We start from the raw sequence: 15,465 nt of genomic DNA, 5'->3' as shown, positions 1-15,465 counted from the left end.
GGCGATGTGCGCGACGAACTCGAGCGGCAGTACGTGGAGTACTTCCAGCCGCGACTGCCGCAGCTGCACCGGCTGGCGGTGATGCTCTGCGGCGACGCCGACCGCGCCGACGACATCGTCCAGTCGGCGGTGACCACGCTGTACACGCGCTGGCCGCACGTGCGGCAGGTGGACAACCTCGACGCGTACGTGCGCCGCAGCGTGGTCAACACGTTCCTCAGCGAACGCCGCCGCCTCTGGTCACGGGTGCTGTTGACCGAGACGGTGCCGGACCGGGCGGAGGCCGCCGGGCAGCCGGCCGACGAGCGGATGGTGGTCCGGGCCGCCCTGCGGGCGCTGCCGCCGCGGCAGCAGGCGGTGCTGGTGCTGCGGTTCCTGTGCGACCTGCCGGTCGAGGAGGTCTCCGAGCTGCTCGGCTGCTCGCAGGGGACGGTGAAGAGCCAGACCTCCGACGGGCTGGCGAAGCTGCGCAAGAAGCTCGGCGTGCTCGCGCCGGCCGGGGGTGGGGCGTGATGCACGAGGACCTGTTGACCCCGCTGCGGGACGCCGACGTGCGCCCGCCCCGCGTCGACCTGGGGCAGGCGATCCGGGTCGGCCGGCGCCGGCGCAGGATCCGGCACGCCACGGTCGCCGGCCTCACCGCCGCGGCCGTGCTGGCGACGGCCGTCGCGGTCACCGCCGTGACCGGCCGGCCGCAGTCCATGCCCGCCGAGCGCACGCCGAGGCCGCTGCCGACGTCGACCGTCGCCCCGCCGCTGGGTGAGTGCTCACTCAGCAAGGACACCGCGCCGTACGCGAGCCGCCGGCCGTGGGTGGTGCTCGACGACGCCTGGCGGGTCGCGGTGCACCTCGACGCGCCCGGAACGGCGCCCGTGGAGGCGGTCCGCTACAAGGACGGGCGCGTCGAGCGCATCCCGGACGTGCCGAGCCGCTTCCAGCTGACCAACGTCAACGGGGCCGGCGACTTCGCCGGCGTCGACGTGAACAACGAGCGCGCATGGGTGTACCGCGACGGCCGGTTCAGCCGCCTGAAACTGCCCGAGGGCGCGACGAGCGTCGCGCTGACCGACATGAACGAGGCCGGCGACCTGCTCGGGATCGTGTCGACGCAGGCGACCCTCGGGTTCGAGGCGGTCGTGTGGCCCGGCGGCCGGCCCGGGCAGCCGCGGGTGCCGGCCATCCCGCAGGGTCGGTCGTCGCGGGCGTACGGGCTCGCCTGGGACGGCACCGTGGTCGGCGAGGTGTTCCTGGGTGACGTGGTGACGCCGTACCTGTGGCACCCCGACGGCAGCGGCGAGCCCCTGCCGATGCCCGCCGGCCACGAAGGGGACGTCGCGGTGACCGGTCTGACCGGTGACTGGGCGGTCGGCCCGGGCGTGCGGTGGAACATCCGCACCGGCCGGGCCGACGCCGTGGAGGGCATCGACGGATCCGGCTTCGTCGACATGTACGGCCGGATCTACGGCCTCTCGGACCCCCAGGTGGTCTGGATCAACGGCACCGTGCGGCCGCTGCCGCAGTCGTTCGGCGGCCACAAGGTGCAGTTCCAAAACATCCGCGACGACGGGCAGCAGATGTACGGCCTGTCCGGCTACGACAGCACCTGGGTGCGCTGGGACTGCTAGGCGTTGCGGGCCCAGGTCCACGCGTACGCGGTGTCCTCGACGGACAGGGCGGGCTCGCACAGGTCGAGCGGCCGGAACGTGTCGACCATGACCGCCAGCTCGTCGAACGCCTCCACGCCCAGGGCCCGCTCGACGGCGCCGGGCTGGGGGCCGTGGGTGAAGCCGCTCGGGTGCAGCGAGATCGAGCCCTGGACGATGCCGGAGCCGCGGCGGGCCTCGTAGTTGCCGCCGGTGTAGAACAGCACCTCGTCGGAGTCGACGTTGTGGTGGTTGTACGGCACCGGGATCGCCAGCGGGTGGTAGTCGACCTTGCGGGGCACGAACGAGCAGACGACGAAGTTCGGGCCCTCGAAGGTCTGGTGGACCGGCGGCGGCTGGTGCAGCCGCCCGGTGATCGGCTCGAAGTCGTGGATCGAGAACGCCCACGGGTAGAGGCAGCCGTCCCAGCCGACGACGTCGAACGGGTGTGTGGCGTAGACGTGCTCGGTCCAGCCGCGGCGGTGCTGGACCAGCACCGGCACCTCGGTGTCCTCCACGAGCAGCGGCTCGCCCGGCCCGCGCAGGTCGCGCTCGCAGTACGGGGCGTGCTCCAGGAACTGGCCGCGCTTGGACAGGTACCGGTGCGGCGGCCCGATGTGCCCGGACGCCTCGATCACCAGGACCCGCGCCTCCGCCGACGTGGGCACCAGGCGGTGGATGACCGACGTCGGGATGATCGCGTAGTCACCCTCACGCAGGTCGAGCGCGCCGAACACGGACTCCAGCCGCAGCCCGCCGGCCTCGACGTACACGCACTCGTCACCGATCGCGTTGCGGTACAGCGGCGACGGCGTGGTGGCGAGCGCGTAGGACAGCCGCACGTCGTCGTTGGCCAGCAGGTGCTGCCGGCCGAGCACGGCGTCGGTGGGGCCGCCGCCGAGCTTGTGGGTCTGGAAGTGGCGCGGCTTGAGCGGCAGGTTCGGCGTGCGCGTGGTCGCGAACGGGGTGACGGCGGACGCCGACATGATCGCCGTGGGTCGATGCTTGTGGTACAGCAGGGACGAGTCGCTCGAAAAACCCTCCTGCCCCATCAGCTCTTCCGCGAACAACGAGCCGTCCGGCTGGCGAAACTGGGTGTGTCGCTTCGGTGGAACCTCGCCCACGCGACGGTAGTACGGCATCCGCTGCCTCCCGGAAGAAGAGAAGTCGTCCGGATAGCGGACGAAGTTGTCCGCCCTGTATAGCGTCCATTAGATTCGGAAGCCGTGTCAAACGCAGTCCCGCCTCTGCTGACCGCCCTGGTCGACGACGCCGCCGTGTTCCCGCCGGGGAGCATGCCGCTGCCCGACGCCGTGCCCGCCCACCTCCGCCACCGCGACGGCCCGTGGGCCGCGATGATCGGCCCGCTGCTGGTGCCGGCGGCCGACCTGCCCGAGATCGGCGCCACCGTCGACGTCGGGGTCGTCGGCGAGCCCGGCGCGGTCGAGCGGGCCCTCGGGACGATCCCCGGCCACCTCACCGTCCGGCAGGTCGAGTCGCCCGTCGCCAAGCGCGGCGAGGACCCGGCGCCCGGCATCGAGCAGCTCGCCGGCCTGCTGCGCAAGCACGAGCAGGAGCCCTGGGTCTGGTACTTCGAGGTGCCGCTCGCCTGGGGCCTGATGCGCGGGCTCGACCAGCTGGCCCGGCTGCGCGCCGAAGGGCTGCCGGCCGCGGCGAAGTTCCGCACCGGAGGGCTGGCCGCCGAGCTGTTCCCGACCCCGGTCGAGCTCGCCGCCGTCATCTGCGCGTGCCGCGACCGCGAGCTGCCGTTCAAGCTGACCGCCGGCCTGCACCACGCGGTGCGGCACACCGACCCCGACACCGGCCTGGTCCACCACGGGTTCCTCAACGTGCTCGCCGCGACCCTCGCCGCCGCCCGCGGTGGCGATCCCACCGAGCTCGCCGGCATCCTCGCCGGCACCGACGCGCTGCCGCTCACCTTGGCGATCCGCGGCCAGCTGGACCAGCCCCGGCCGCTGTGGGTCGGCTTCGGCAGCTGCAGCGTCGACGAGCCCGTCACCGACCTCACCAACCTCGGCCTGCTGCCGCGTAAGGTGCCCGCATGACCGGCCCGCAGCGGAGCGAGGAGCCGGTCATCATGAGCTCAGTTGTAAGGTCAGGGCGGCACCGGAGCGCAGCGGAGGTGACGTCATGACCGAGTGGACAGAGCCCGGCGTCGATGACCCGTTCGGGCTGCACAACCTGCCGCTGTGCGCGACCCGCGACGGCTGGGTCGGCGTCCGTGCCGGCGACCTGATCCTCAACCTCGGCGCCGCCGAGGAGGCCGGCCTGCTCGACGCCGGCGGCGCGTTCACCCGCGAGACCACCCTCAACCGGTTCCTCGCCACCGGCCGGCCCACCTGGACCCGGGTCCGCGAGCAGCTCACCGACCTGTTCACCGGCCTGGCCGAGGCGCCGCACCGGGCCACCGTCGAGGCGATGCTGCACCCGGTCGACGGCACCGCGCTCGCGCTGCCGTTCGAGGTCGCCGACTATGTGGATTTCTACTCCTCCGAGGAGCACGCCAAGAACCTGAGCCGGCTGTTCCGCCCGGACTCGCCGTCGCTGCTGCCCAACTGGAAGTCGCTGCCCATCGGGTATCACGGCCGCGCCGGCACCGTCGTGGTCTCCGGCACCGACGTCCCGCGGCCGCACGGGCAGCGCAAGGCGCCCGACGAGGAGCGGCCCAGCTACGGCCCATCCCGGCGCCTCGACATCGAGGCCGAGCTCGGCTTCGTCGTCGGCGCGCCCTCGACCGGCCCGATCGACGTCGACGACTTCCGCCGGCACGTGTACGGCGCCGTCCTGGTCAACGACTGGTCCGCCCGGGACATCCAGGCGTGGGAGTACCAGCCGCTCGGCCCGTTCCTGGGCAAGTCGTTCGCCACGTCGGTCTCGCCGTGGGTGGTGTCGCTCGACGCGCTCGAGCCGGCCCGCTCGGCCGCGCCCACCCAGGACCCGCCCGTGCTGGACTACCTGCGGGAGGCGGAGCGCTACTCGTACGACATCCGCTTCGAGGTCTTCTGGAACGGCACACTCGTGTCGCGCCCGCCGTACGCCGGCATCTACTGGACACCGGCGCAGCAGCTCGCCCATCTCACCGCGAACGGCGCGTGGGCGCGCACCGGCGACCTGTACGCCTCCGGCACCATCTCCGGCGCCACGCCCGAGGAGACCGGATCGTTCATCGAACGGACGTGGAACGGCGCACACCCCGTCCGCCTCGACGACGGCTCGACCCGTAGCTTTCTGCTGGATGGCGACACGGTCACGATTTCGGCTGCCGCGAGGTGTTCCGGTGGTCCGGCCGATGGCGCCATGGTTGGCTTCGGTGAGGTGAGGGGCACGGTGGTGACGCGGGTGTGAGAAGCCCTGCGATCGACGGTCACCGTGAGCAGAATGCGACGATCGCCGGGTATGGTGCCCGGCGGAGGTGGTTATGGGGACCGGTCGTGCGGGGCGGCGACTCAGCGTGCGCCCACGAAACTGGCCCCGGTCGGTGCGCCGGGTCCTCACCGCGCTGTTCGCGATCGTGGTCATCGGCGCGATGGGCGTCACGGCGTACCGGACCCTGAAGCCCGCCGAGACGGTCAGCCGCGCCAACAAGCCGGTGCCGTCGCCCGAGCCGATCAAGTCGATCCAGTACGCGGAGCTGCCCTCGGCCCCGCTGATCGTCGAGGGGCGGCTGCGCGTCTACACCGAGCAGCGGCGCGTCTTCGCAGACACGCCCGTGACCGCGCAGCGGGAGATGACGCCGCACTGGGCGTACCGGCGCTGGCCCGCGGAGGTCGTGTCCATCGTCGCGGTCGAGAAGCCCGCCAGCGGGGTCGGCCTCTCCGTCGTGGTCACCAAGTGGTCCGACGGTGAGATCGTCGCCCTCGACGCGGAGAAGGGCGACATCGTCTGGCAGGTGCGCATCGACCCCGCCGACGGTGAGACGTTCAAGGGCCGCCGCACCGGCGCCAAGACCATGTACGGCCCCGAGGACCTCTTCGTCACCACCTCCGCCCTGGACCGCCAGCAGGTCGTGATCGCCACCGGCAAGGACGTCGTGCAGGCCATCGACCCCGCCGACGGCAAGATCCGCTGGACGCACTCGTTCGCCGCCACGCCCGGCTGCCACGCCGTGGACTGGACCGGCCTCGACGCGTACTACGTCAAGGACACCTGCGCGAAGCCCGCCACGCTCGAGGTGTACGACGCCGGCACCGGCACCCTGCTCACCACCTGGCGCCCGCCGGGCGCGTCGATCGGCCCCGACAACGTCACCAACTGGTTCCTGGAGCCGACCTCCTGCCAGCTCGGCCGCTCCGGATGCGCGCTGTTCAAGGCCGCCCCGACCGGCGACGTGGTCAGCTATGCCGACGCGGCGTCGGGCGTCGGCAGCATCACCCCGACCTACTGGTCCCTCGGCGCCGACCACATCGTCAAGCCCGAGCCGGTCCCTGACAAGGACAAGGTCGTCGTGGTCGGCGACACCCTGGCCGAGCAGGTCGTCGGCGGCTACATCTGGGCCTTCTCCCGGACCACCGGCCAGCGCCTGTGGATGTCGGAGGTCTCCGGCACGCTGATCGGCGCCGACCAGCGCAACGTGTACCTGATCAACCGGGACTACCAGCTGCTGGTCCTCAACATGGTCACCGGCGCGGTCACGTCGAGCACCGAGCTGCGGATCCGCCCGGAGGACCGGTTCGTCTACAGCGAGCTGTACCTGCACGGCGGCTACCTGGTGATCGAGCGCCTGCACACCACGAACGCGTCGGAGATCGACGACAAGTACTACTTCAGCATGAACACCGTCGTGCTGGTCGGCATCGGGTGAGGCACCTGGCCGCGATCGGGGCGGTGCTGCTGGTGACCGCCTGCGGCTCCACCGACGCGCACGACGCCGGTCACCCGCCCGCCGCCGCCTCGCCGGCCGCCTCCACCGCGCCCTCCACCGCGCCCTCCGCCGGCCCGTTCAACGGGACCGACGTGCAGTTCGCGACCGACATGATCCCGCACCACCGGCAGGCGGTCGACATGGCGGCGATGGCCGCCACCAAGGCGTCCGACCCCGGGGTGAAGGCCATCGCCGCGAAGATCCGCGCCGGGCAGGAGCCGGAGATCGCCACCATGGCCGGCTGGCTCACCGCCTGGGGTGAGCCGGTCCCCAGCCCGGGGGCGATGCATCACGACATGGGTGACATGGGCGGCATGCCGGGCATGCTCACCGACACCGAGCTGCGCCAGCTCGGCGCGGCCTCGGGTGCCGCGTTCGACAAGCTGTTCCTCACCCTGATGATCAAGCACCACGAGGGTGCGGTCGAGACCGCCACGACGGCGCAGGCCCAAGGCGAAAGCCCCGCGGTGAAACAGCTCGCCGGCGCCGTCGTGGCCAGTCAGACCGCCGAGATCGCCGAGATGAAGGCGCTGCTCGACAAACTGCCGTAGCGCGCTTCACCCGGCGCTTCGCGGGGCCTACTCGGACAGGGTGTCGAGCAGGTCCCCGACGGGCCGGTCCGGCAGCGCCCTGGCGACGTCGGCGAGCGCCACGATCCCGACGAGGTCGTGCCCGTCGATGACCGGCAGCCGCCGTACCTTGTGCTTCGCCATCGTGGCCAGGATCTCCGTGGCGTCGTCGTCGGCCCCGATGGTGACCGGCTTGCCCTGCGCGAGCTGGGCGACGGTCACACTGGTCGGGTCGTTGCCGGCGGCGAGCACCTTCACCACGATGTCCCGGTCGGTCAGCATCCCCTTCAGCCGGTTGTCGTCGCCGCAGATCGGCAACGACCCCACATCCAGCTCAGCCATCTTCCGGGCCGCGTCCATCAGCGTCTCGTTCTCCTGCGCGCAGGTGACACCCGCGGTCATGATCTGTCTGGCGGTTGGCATGGCCGCTCCTTCGATCGATGTGCCTTGCGGTCACCGGTCCCCTACCCGCCGCACACCGATCGATGCATTCCGCACCCCGCCGCCTGCGATCGGCCGGCGGGGTGCGGTGCCGGAGAACCCGTCAGAGGCAGTCGAGGAAGGCGTCGTTCTCGCCGGGGGAGCTGATCGTCACCCGCACCCCGTCGCCGGCGAAGGCGCGCACGATCACGCCCGACTCCTCGCACTTGGCGGCGAAGTCGACGGCCGCGTCGCCGAGCGGCAACCAGAAGAAGTTCGACTGGGTGTCCGGGACGTCGGGGTACACCTTGCGGACCGCCTCGACGACCCGCTCGCGCTCGGCGGTGATCAGGTCGACCCGGCGCTGCATCTCGTCGGAGGCCCGCAGGGCGGCGACCGCCGCGGCCTGCGCCGTCGCCGAGGTCGAGAACGGCGTGACGACCTTCCGGACGGCCGCGGCGACCTCCGGCGAGCCGACCAGGTACCCGATCCGCAGGCCGGCGAGGCCCCAGGCCTTGGACAGGGTGCGCAGGACGACGACGTTGGGGCGGTCGCCGTACACCTCGAGGCCATCCGGCACGTCGGGGTCGGTGACGAACTCCCGGTAAGCCTCGTCGAGGGCCACCATGACCGTCGGCGGCACCGCGTCGAGGAACGCGTCGAGCTCGGCGCGGCGGCAGGCGGTGCCGGTGGGGTTGTTCGGGTTGCAGACGATGACGAGGCGGGTCCGGTCGGTGATCGCGGCGGCCATCGCCCGCAGGTCGTGCGCGTGGGTGGCGGTGTTGGGCACCCGGACACTGGTGGCGGCGGTGGTCGCGGCGATGATCGGGTACGCCTCGAAGGACCGCCAGGCGTAGACGGCCTCGTCGCCGGGCAGGCAGGTGACGCGGAAGAGGTGCTCGGTGAGGGCCACCGACCCGCAGCCGGTGGCGATGCGGTCCGCGTCGACGCCGAGGCGCTCGCTGAGCGCGGTGCGCAGCGCGGTGGCGCCCGGGTCCGGGTACCGGTGCGCGCCGCTGATCGACGCGGTGACCGCCTCGACGACGCCGGGCAGCGGACCGTAGGGGACCTCGTTGCTGGCCAGCTTGATGGCGCCGGGCACGGTGCGGCCGGCGACGTAGGCGGGCAGGGCGTCGAGGTCTGGGCGGGTGAGGCGGGTCATGACGCATCTCCGGTGGGCTGTGATGGCGGCTGGACGTCCCGCACCACGACGGTGCCGGCCGAACGGTCGTGGAAGGCGCGGTGCAGCGGCCAGTCGATCACCGGGGAGAGGCTGTCGAGGAACTGCAGCACGAACCCGACGCCGCAGGTCCACAGCAGCACCGACAGGCCGAGCGGGTTCCACCGGCGGATGGCGCGGCCGTAGCCGATGCGGTCCTCGCTCTCCAGGCGCATGACCTTGATCTTCAGCAGGCGCTTGCCGAAGGTCTGGCCGGTGTTGGCGATCGCGGGCACCTCGTAGGCGAACCACAGCGCGGCGATGAGGATCAGGATCACCACCTGCAGCGTGCCGGACCGCTCGGACTGCACGATGTCGCCGGTCGACTCGTTGGCCAGGACGCGCCGGTACATCTCCTGGTAGACCGGCCATGACTCGCGCAGGTACTGGTAGACGAACCAACCCGTGACCGCCGCGTTGATCAGCAGCAGCACGGCGATGTCGACGAGCCGGGCGAGCAGCCGCGCGCCGAGCCCGGCGACGTGCCGGCCGTGCGGCATCGCGGCGGAGCCCAGGCCGGCGCCGGTGGCCTGCGGCGGCAGGAGCACCTGGACGGCGCCGGACGGGTACCCGCCCGGCGGCAACGTCCCCTGCGGCTGCAGCCCCGGAGGCAGTGGCGTGCCGGGTGGCAGCACGATCGCGCCGGGCGGCAGCTGGCCGGGTGGGAAGCCGCCGGGCGGCACGGGGGTGCCCGGCGGCAGGATGACCGCACCCATCTGCGGCGCGGCCGCCGGTGGTGGCGGCGGTGGTGGTGGGGCAACGGCTGGCGGCCCCGCCGGCGGGACCGCATCCGCGGGGATGGGGTCACCGATCCAGCCATCACCGTCCCAGTACCGCTGGACGGTCTGGTCGACGGGGTCCTTGTACCAACCTGGAGCTGTCACCTGTTGACCTTTACCACAACCGTCTGTGCGACCTTGTCGTGCAGGCACTGCTGGAACGGCTTGTCCCACAGCTGCCACAGCCCGTCGACCCAGGAGAAGAACGGGACGAACATCGCCACGACGTACTGCATCAGCCACCGCTTGGCGGCCACGCCGCGGGTGATCGGCGCCGACGGGTCGTCGAGCCGGACGAGCGTCAGGCCGAGTGCCCGCTTGCCCAGTGTGACACCGCGGCGGCTCGGGAACAGCTCGACGTAGTACACGTAGCTCAGGCCGAACATCACCGCGAAGATCGCGACGTAACCGAGGATGATCGGGCCGACGAACAGCGTCGGGTTGGGCTCGCTGACCAGCTCGCCGGTGACCGGGTCGGTCTCCAGCTGGGAGGCCTGCGTGCCGATCCAGGCGATCATCGCGAACATCGCCGGGATGATCACCACCATTGACAGCGCGACGAACACGATGGCGTCGATGAGGTACGCGCCGAGCCGCGCACCGAACCCGGCGAGCGGCTGGCCGGTCGGCGCCATGGGCACCGGCGCAGGGCCGTAGTAGGCCTGCGCCGGCACGCCGTAGGCGCCCTGCGGGTAACCAGCAGGTGGACCCTGCGCATATGGGTTCTGCTGCGGAGGTTGAGGGTAGCTCACCCCGACAGTGTTACAGGTTCCCGCGACGTTCCTGTTCCCGCTCGATCGCCTCGAAGAGCGCCTTGAAGTTGCCCTTGCCGAAGCCCAGCGACCCGTGCCGCTCGATCAGCTCGAAGAACACCGTCGGGCGGTCCTGGACCGGCTTGGTGAAGATCTGCAACAGGTAGCCGTCCTCGTCCCGGTCGACGAGGATGCCGCGGGACTTCAGGTCCTCGATCGGCACCCGGACCCGCCCGATGCGCGCCCGCAGCTCGGGGTCGTCGTAGTACGAGTCGGGCGTGACCAGGAACTCCACCCCGGCGGCGCGCATCAGGTCGACCGTACGCAGGATGTCGCCCGTGGCGAGCGCGATGTGCTGCGCGCCCGGTCCGCCGTAGAACTCCAGGTATTCGTCGATCTGCGACTTCTTGCGCGACACGGCCGGCTCGTTGAGCGGGAACTTCACCTTGCGGGTGCCGCTGGCCACGACCTTGCTCATCAGCGCGGAGTACTCGGTGGCGATGTCGTCGCCGACGAACTCGGCCATGTTCGTGAAGCCCATGACCCGGTTGTAGAACTCGACCCACTCGTCCATGCGGCCCAGCTCGACATTGCCGACCACGTGGTCGACGGCCTGGAAGAACCGCTTCGCCGGCGGCGTCACGATCGGCTGCCTCGCCACGAACCCGGGCCGCCACGGGCCGCTGTACCGGGACCGGTCGATCAGGGTGTGGCGGGTCTCGCCGTACGTCGCGATCGCCGCGACCCGGACGGTGCCGTGCTCGTCCTCTTCGTCGTGCGGGGCCTCCAGGCCCGTGGCGCCCTGGCGCAGCGCGTGCGCGTAGGCGGTGTCGACGTCCGGGACCTCCAGCGCGATGTCGGCGATGCCGTCGCCGTGCCGCTCGTAGTGCTGGGTCGCGGCGGCCTGCCGGTGCACGCCGCCGGCCAGCACGAACACCGCCGAGCCGGACTTCAGCACGTACTCCGCGTGGTCGCGGTACCCCTGCTCGGGCCCCCGGTACGCGACCAGGGTCATCCCGAACGCCGTCGAATAGTAGTGCGCCGCCTGCTTGGCGTTGCCGACGTAGAACCTGACGTGATCGAGCCCGGTCAGCGGGAACGGGTCATGCGACACGTCGTGCTCGACTGCACCGATGAGCTCGTTGATGTCCTCGATAGCGCGGGTCATGCGCCCAAGCCTCGCTCCGCCACTTCCGGTGGGCAAGGAACGCTATTCTGCATGGTCAGGTTGCTCATATTGCGGTGAGTTTCGGGGGTACGGGTGGACAAAATGCCTAACCCGATCGACGTGCTGGACGCACGGCTGATCGGCCTGCTGGCCGCGGAGCCCCGCATCGGCGTGCTGGAGTGCTCGCGCCGGCTGCGCGTCGCCCGCGGCACGGTGCAGGCCCGGCTCGACCGCCTGACGGAACGCGGCGTGATCCGCGGGTACGGCCCGGACATCGACCCGGCGGCACTCGGCTACGGCGTGACCGCGTTCGTGACCCTGGAGATCCGCCAGCGCTTCGGTCACGACCCGGTCGCCGCCCACCTCGCCGAGATCCCCGAGGTGCTCGAGGCGCACACGATCACCGGCTCGGGCGACCTGATGTGCCGGATCGTGGCGCGGTCCAACTCGGACCTGCAGCGGGTGATCGACCGGGTGATGGGCTTCGACGGGATCGAGCGCTCCTCGACGATCATCGCCCTGGCCGAGCAGATCCCGCACCGCACGCTGCCGCTCGTGGCCGCCGCAGCGCGGCTTGCTAGCTAGACTTTAGCTAGCTAGAGTTCTTGTCATGAGCACGTTGCCCCGCATCACGCCGCAGACCGAGGCGGTGATCCGCGTCCTGCTCCAGCACCCGACGCGGCCGCAGTATGGGCGCGCGGTCGCGGACGAGGCCGGCCTGGCGACCGGCACGATCCACCCGATCCTGGCCCGGCTGGAGCAGGCCGGCCTGATCGAGAGCTTCTGGGAGTCCGACGAGGAGGTCGCCGCCGACCCGGGCCGCCCGCGGCGCCGCTATTACCGGTTCACCCAGGACGGTGCCGAGCGGGCCAGGTTGGCCCTCGCCGACGCGTACGCCAAGCGACGGCTGAACGCCTCGCTGCTGTCGCCCCGCCCCGATCCGCTGGGCTCCGGGACATGAGCACCGTCGCGGTGGTGAACGTCGTCGTCGCGAACGGCACGGCGCTGGGCGGCCTGGTCAGCGCGATCATGTCCTGGCGGGCGAGCCGGCCGAACGCGACAACGGTGCGGGTCACCATCAAGGGTGCGGACGGGGTGCGATCGATCTCCGTGACCGGCCCGCAATCGCTCACCGACGAAGTGTTGCGACGGCTGCTGGACCCCTCCGTGCCCGATGCCGCCCCGCCGCCCGCGCTCCCCGTGCGCCGGTCCCGGATCGCCGACGGCGTGACGCGGCTGCTGGCGCTCGGCCTGCCCGCCGCCGACCAGGAGCAGTGGCGCGAGATGTGGCGCGAGGACCTGTATTACGACCGCGCCCAGGGCAGGTCGCTGCGCTCCCGTGCCGGCACGTACGCCCGGATCGCCCTGCACGCGCCGGAGCTGATCTGGACACTACGGGTCGAACGCCGCCGCGCCGTCGACTGACGACGCGTTCGAGCCCGGGAAGGAGGTGATGAACGTGGGTCTTCCCGAAGAAGCAGGAAAGACGGCCCGGTACGCCATTCGCAGTGGCCGCCGGACCGTCCGGTTGTGCCTCCTGATGCTGTTCGCAGCAGCCGCAGGGGCGGTGTTCCTGTGCGTCTACCAGATCGCACTACCCGGCCTCTTCGAGGCCAGGCAGTACCTACTCTAACGCCCGGAGCGCAGGTCACGGACCCCCACCGGCCCGTGACCTGCGCGCGGTGCTGTTCTACGCCCGGCGGCCGACGGTCAGCGCGGGCTTGGTGACCTCGGCGAAGCGTCGTTGCCGGTGCTGTCGCCGTCAACGCGCGCGGGACAGCGGCGTTGATCGTTGCTCGTTTAGGCTCACGCCGTGACCGACGCGCAGGAGCTCGCGGCTCCGGATGCCCCGCCCCGCCGCTCCACTCGCTGGCTGGGTGCGATGAGTGCGGTGTTCGCCCTGGCCATTGTCTTCGGCGGAACAGATCTGGTGACTGAGGTGTCGGCGCCGAGCGGGCGGATCTTTGTCATCGTCGCCCTGGCGGCGGCGTTTCTGTTGTTCGCGTTGCTCGGTGTCGGCGGCTTGCCCCGCAGCTCCAATCAGCCGGCGATTGCGGGTATCGGTGTTGTCATGCTGGGCGTCGCGCTTGTCGTCTCATGGTCGGCACCGGACGATCTTCCCGATCCGGCAAGGATCGCGACCACCAGCAACGAATCGGTATGCGGCGACATCACGCACATGGATCACGACTTCGTCGCCGTCACCGATCAGATGGAAACGCGTTCATGGGGCCCTGACGGCCAGCCGCAGGTAACCCACAAACGGACATTCGTGCCGATCGCCTCCATCAGATCCATCACCAGCGTGGATCACTGTTGACGTCCACCCGCGGCCGGCAACGCCCTCAGGGGCGCCGTAGGGCGCCCCTGAGCTGGAGCAACGCGAACGACTAGCGACGGCCGACGGTCAAAACGGGCTTGGTGACCTCGGCGAAGAAGTCGTTGCCCTTGTCGTCGACGACGATGAAGGCGGGAAAGTCCACCACGTCGATCTTCCAGACCGCTTCCATGCCGAGTTCGGGGTACTCGATGACCTCGACGTGCTTGATGCAGTCCTGGGCCAGCCGGGCCGCGGGGCCGCCGATCGAGCCCAGGTAGAAGCCGCCGAACTGCTGGCAGGCCTCGGTGACCTGCTTGGAGCGGTTGCCCTTGGCGAGCATCACCAGGGAGCCGCCCGCGGCCTGGAACTTGGCGACGTAGGCGTCCATGCGGCCGGCGGTCGTCGGGCCGAAGGAGCCCGAGGCGTAGCCGGACGGGGTCTTGGCCGGGCCGGCGTAGTAGACGGCGTGGTCGCGCAGGTACGCGGGCATCGGCTCGCCCGCGTCCAGCCGCTCGGCGATCTTCGCGTGGGCGATGTCGCGGGCCACCACCAGCGGGCCGGTGAGCGACAGGCGGGTCTTGACCGGCAGGGCCGAGAGCTGGGCGCGGATCTCGGCCATGGGGCGGGTCAGGTCGACGGCGACCACGTCGTCGTCGAGGTGCTCGTCGGTGACGTCGGGCAGGAAGCGGGCCGGGTCGCGCTCCAGCTGCTCCAGCCAGACCCCGGACTCGGTGATCTTCCCGACGGCCTGGCGGTCGGCGGAGCAGGAGACGGCGATCGCGACGGGGCAGGAGGCGCCGTGCCGCGGGAGGCGCACGACGCGCACGTCGTGGCAGAAGTACCGGCCGCCGAACTGGGCGCCGATGCCGAACTCGCGGGTCAGCTGCAGCACCTCGGCCTCCAGCTCCAGGTCGCGGAACCCGTGGCCGGTGGGCGAGCCGGACGTCGGCAGCGTGTCGAGGTACTTCGCGGACGCCAGCTTGGCGGTCTTGAGGGCGTGCTCGCCGGACGTGCCGCCGATGACGACGGCCAGGTGGTAGGGCGGGCACGCGGCGGTGCCGATCAGCCGCAGTTTCTCCTCCAGGAACTGCATCATCCGCGTGGGATTGAGCAGGGCCTTGGTCTCCTGGTAGAGGTAGCTCTTGTTGGCCGAGCCGCCGCCCTTGGCCATGAACAGGAACTTGTACGCGTCGTCGCCTTCGGCGTACAGCTCGATCTGGGCGGGCAGATTGGACCCGGTGTTCTTCTCGTCCCACATGGTCAGCGGGGCGAGCTGCGAGTAGCGCAGGTTGAGGCGGGTGTAGGCGTCGTAGACGCCGCGGGCGATCGCCTCCTCGTCGTTGCCGTCGGTGAGGACGAACCGGCCGCGCTTGCCCATGACGATCGCGGTGCCGGTGTCCTGGCACATGGGCAGCACGCCGCCGGCCGCGATGTTGGCGTTGCGCAGCAGGTCGAGCGCGACGAACCGGTCGTTGGGCGAGGCCAGCGGGTCGTCGATGATCGAGCGGAGCTGGGCGAGGTGGGCGGGGCGCAGGAAGTGCGCGATGTCGTGCATCGCCTCGTCGGTGAGACGGGTCAGCGCCTCCGGGGTGACGGTGAGGAACCGCCCGTCGCGGCCGATCCCGTCGCTGGTGACCAGCCGGTATTCGGTGGTGTCGGGTCCGAGCGGCAGCAGCGGCGAGAACGCGAACTCTGGCATGCCCTCGACTGTAG

17 protein-coding genes are annotated in these 15,465 nt (G+C 71.2%); 10 read left to right on the top strand and 7 right to left on the bottom strand.

All coding sequences use genetic code 11. The features are described 5' to 3' along the window. Window positions 1-6: 6 nt before the first annotated feature. On the top strand, window positions 7-513 hold the full coding sequence (locus tag OP18_RS33975; RefSeq protein ID WP_033363200.1) for a SigE family RNA polymerase sigma factor: 507 nt from the start codon (window positions 7-9) through the stop codon (window positions 511-513). Continuing rightward, window positions 513-1,625: a hypothetical protein gene (locus OP18_RS33970; protein WP_033363199.1), complete on the top strand. Its 1,113-nt coding sequence runs from the start codon at window positions 513-515 to the stop codon at window positions 1,623-1,625. Before OP18_RS33975 ends, OP18_RS33970 begins: the two co-directional genes overlap by 1 nt. On the opposite strand, the gene OP18_RS33965 is transcribed toward OP18_RS33970, so the two are convergent. Continuing rightward, complete coding sequence (locus OP18_RS33965; RefSeq protein WP_033363198.1) at window positions 1,622-2,785, bottom strand: homogentisate 1,2-dioxygenase; 1,164 nt, start codon at window positions 2,783-2,785, stop codon at window positions 1,622-1,624. The genes OP18_RS33970 and OP18_RS33965 overlap by 4 nt on opposite strands. Window positions 2,786-2,869: 84 nt before the next feature. Between OP18_RS33965 and OP18_RS33960 the strand changes: the two genes are divergently transcribed. The 4 genes from OP18_RS33960 (at window position 2,870) to OP18_RS33945 (ending at window position 7,076) form a co-directional block, all read left to right on the top strand. After that, window positions 2,870-3,709: a hypothetical protein gene (locus OP18_RS33960; protein WP_033363197.1), complete on the top strand. Its 840-nt coding sequence runs from the start codon at window positions 2,870-2,872 to the stop codon at window positions 3,707-3,709. Between the two features lie 85 nt (window positions 3,710-3,794). Beyond that, window positions 3,795-5,009, top strand: coding sequence for a fumarylacetoacetase (gene fahA, locus OP18_RS33955; protein ID WP_033363196.1), 1,215 nt, complete (start codon window positions 3,795-3,797; stop codon window positions 5,007-5,009). A gap of 106 nt (window positions 5,010-5,115) precedes the next feature. Next, on the top strand, window positions 5,116-6,465 hold the full coding sequence (locus tag OP18_RS33950) for an outer membrane protein assembly factor BamB family protein (RefSeq protein ID WP_162189876.1): 1,350 nt from the start codon (window positions 5,116-5,118) through the stop codon (window positions 6,463-6,465). Next, the gene (locus OP18_RS33945; protein WP_033363194.1) at window positions 6,462-7,076 is read left to right on the top strand and encodes a DUF305 domain-containing protein; all 615 of its coding nucleotides are present in this window, start codon (window positions 6,462-6,464) and stop codon (window positions 7,074-7,076) included. The genes OP18_RS33950 and OP18_RS33945 overlap by 4 nt, the downstream gene beginning before the upstream one ends. A gap of 27 nt (window positions 7,077-7,103) precedes the next feature. Here the strand turns inward: OP18_RS33945 and OP18_RS33940 are convergent, their stop codons facing one another. The 5 genes from OP18_RS33940 to hppD all read right to left on the bottom strand — a co-directional run bounded on the left by OP18_RS33940 (window position 7,104) and on the right by hppD (window position 11,432). After that, entirely contained in the window at window positions 7,104-7,517 is a 414-nt protein-coding gene (locus tag OP18_RS33940; protein ID WP_033363193.1) for a CBS domain-containing protein, read from the bottom strand. Window positions 7,518-7,638: 121 nt separating this feature from the next. Further along, the gene (gene hisC / locus OP18_RS33935) at window positions 7,639-8,676 is read right to left on the bottom strand and encodes a histidinol-phosphate transaminase (protein ID WP_033363192.1); all 1,038 of its coding nucleotides are present in this window, start codon (window positions 8,674-8,676) and stop codon (window positions 7,639-7,641) included. Then, window positions 8,673-9,617 (bottom strand): RDD family protein, encoded by a 945-nt coding sequence (locus OP18_RS33930; protein WP_033363191.1) that lies wholly within the window; start codon window positions 9,615-9,617, stop codon window positions 8,673-8,675. Before OP18_RS33930 ends, hisC begins: the two co-directional genes overlap by 4 nt. Further along, window positions 9,614-10,264: an RDD family protein gene (locus tag OP18_RS33925; protein ID WP_156089989.1), complete on the bottom strand. Its 651-nt coding sequence runs from the start codon at window positions 10,262-10,264 to the stop codon at window positions 9,614-9,616. Before OP18_RS33925 ends, OP18_RS33930 begins: the two co-directional genes overlap by 4 nt. Window positions 10,265-10,274: 10 nt before the next feature. Beyond that, entirely contained in the window at window positions 10,275-11,432 is a 1,158-nt protein-coding gene (gene hppD / locus OP18_RS33920; protein ID WP_033363190.1) for a 4-hydroxyphenylpyruvate dioxygenase, read from the bottom strand. A 102-nt stretch (window positions 11,433-11,534) separates the two neighbouring features. Between hppD and OP18_RS33915 the strand changes: the two genes are divergently transcribed. From OP18_RS33915 to OP18_RS33895, 4 genes are all read left to right on the top strand, one after another. After that, a complete protein-coding gene (locus tag OP18_RS33915) occupies window positions 11,535-12,017 on the top strand; it encodes an Lrp/AsnC family transcriptional regulator (RefSeq protein WP_033363189.1) in 483 nt (160 codons plus the stop codon). Window positions 12,018-12,042: 25 nt separating this feature from the next. Continuing rightward, the gene (locus OP18_RS33910; protein WP_211273757.1) at window positions 12,043-12,393 is read left to right on the top strand and encodes a helix-turn-helix transcriptional regulator; all 351 of its coding nucleotides are present in this window, start codon (window positions 12,043-12,045) and stop codon (window positions 12,391-12,393) included. Then, window positions 12,390-12,857, top strand: coding sequence for an effector-associated constant component EACC1 (locus tag OP18_RS33905; RefSeq protein WP_033363188.1), 468 nt, complete (start codon window positions 12,390-12,392; stop codon window positions 12,855-12,857). Before OP18_RS33910 ends, OP18_RS33905 begins: the two co-directional genes overlap by 4 nt. A gap of 388 nt (window positions 12,858-13,245) precedes the next feature. Beyond that, complete coding sequence (locus tag OP18_RS33895) at window positions 13,246-13,752, top strand: hypothetical protein (protein ID WP_033363186.1); 507 nt, start codon at window positions 13,246-13,248, stop codon at window positions 13,750-13,752. 70 nt (window positions 13,753-13,822) lie between these two features. Here OP18_RS33895 and OP18_RS33890 read toward each other — a convergent pair whose 3' ends face one another. After that, window positions 13,823-15,451 (bottom strand): fumarate hydratase, encoded by a 1,629-nt coding sequence (locus OP18_RS33890; RefSeq protein ID WP_033363185.1) that lies wholly within the window; start codon window positions 15,449-15,451, stop codon window positions 13,823-13,825. Window positions 15,452-15,465: the final 14 nt, after the last annotated feature.

The organism is Dactylosporangium aurantiacum (assembly GCF_000716715.1).
Taxonomy (GTDB): Bacteria; Actinomycetota; Actinomycetes; order Mycobacteriales; family Micromonosporaceae; genus Dactylosporangium; species Dactylosporangium aurantiacum.
The sequence above is the reverse complement of the archived record's forward strand: the minus strand, read 5'-3'. Positions and strand labels throughout refer to the sequence as shown.

Coding starts and splice junctions, on each gene's coding strand:
- hisC (WP_033363192.1), bottom strand. CDS start 8,676: ATGACCCGCCTCACCCGCCCAGACCTCGACGCCCTGCCCGCCTACGTC.
- OP18_RS33965 (WP_033363198.1), bottom strand. CDS start 2,785: ATGCCGTACTACCGTCGCGTGGGCGAGGTTCCACCGAAGCGACACACC.
- OP18_RS33970 (WP_033363199.1), top strand. CDS start 513: ATGCACGAGGACCTGTTGACCCCGCTGCGGGACGCCGACGTGCGCCCG.
- OP18_RS33940 (WP_033363193.1), bottom strand. CDS start 7,517: ATGCCAACCGCCAGACAGATCATGACCGCGGGTGTCACCTGCGCGCAG.
- hppD (WP_033363190.1), bottom strand. CDS start 11,432: ATGACCCGCGCTATCGAGGACATCAACGAGCTCATCGGTGCAGTCGAG.
- fahA (WP_033363196.1), top strand. CDS start 3,795: ATGACCGAGTGGACAGAGCCCGGCGTCGATGACCCGTTCGGGCTGCAC.
- OP18_RS33915 (WP_033363189.1), top strand. CDS start 11,535: ATGCCTAACCCGATCGACGTGCTGGACGCACGGCTGATCGGCCTGCTG.
- OP18_RS33905 (WP_033363188.1), top strand. CDS start 12,390: ATGAGCACCGTCGCGGTGGTGAACGTCGTCGTCGCGAACGGCACGGCG.
- OP18_RS33890 (WP_033363185.1), bottom strand. CDS start 15,451: ATGCCAGAGTTCGCGTTCTCGCCGCTGCTGCCGCTCGGACCCGACACC.
- OP18_RS33910 (WP_211273757.1), top strand. CDS start 12,043: ATGAGCACGTTGCCCCGCATCACGCCGCAGACCGAGGCGGTGATCCGC.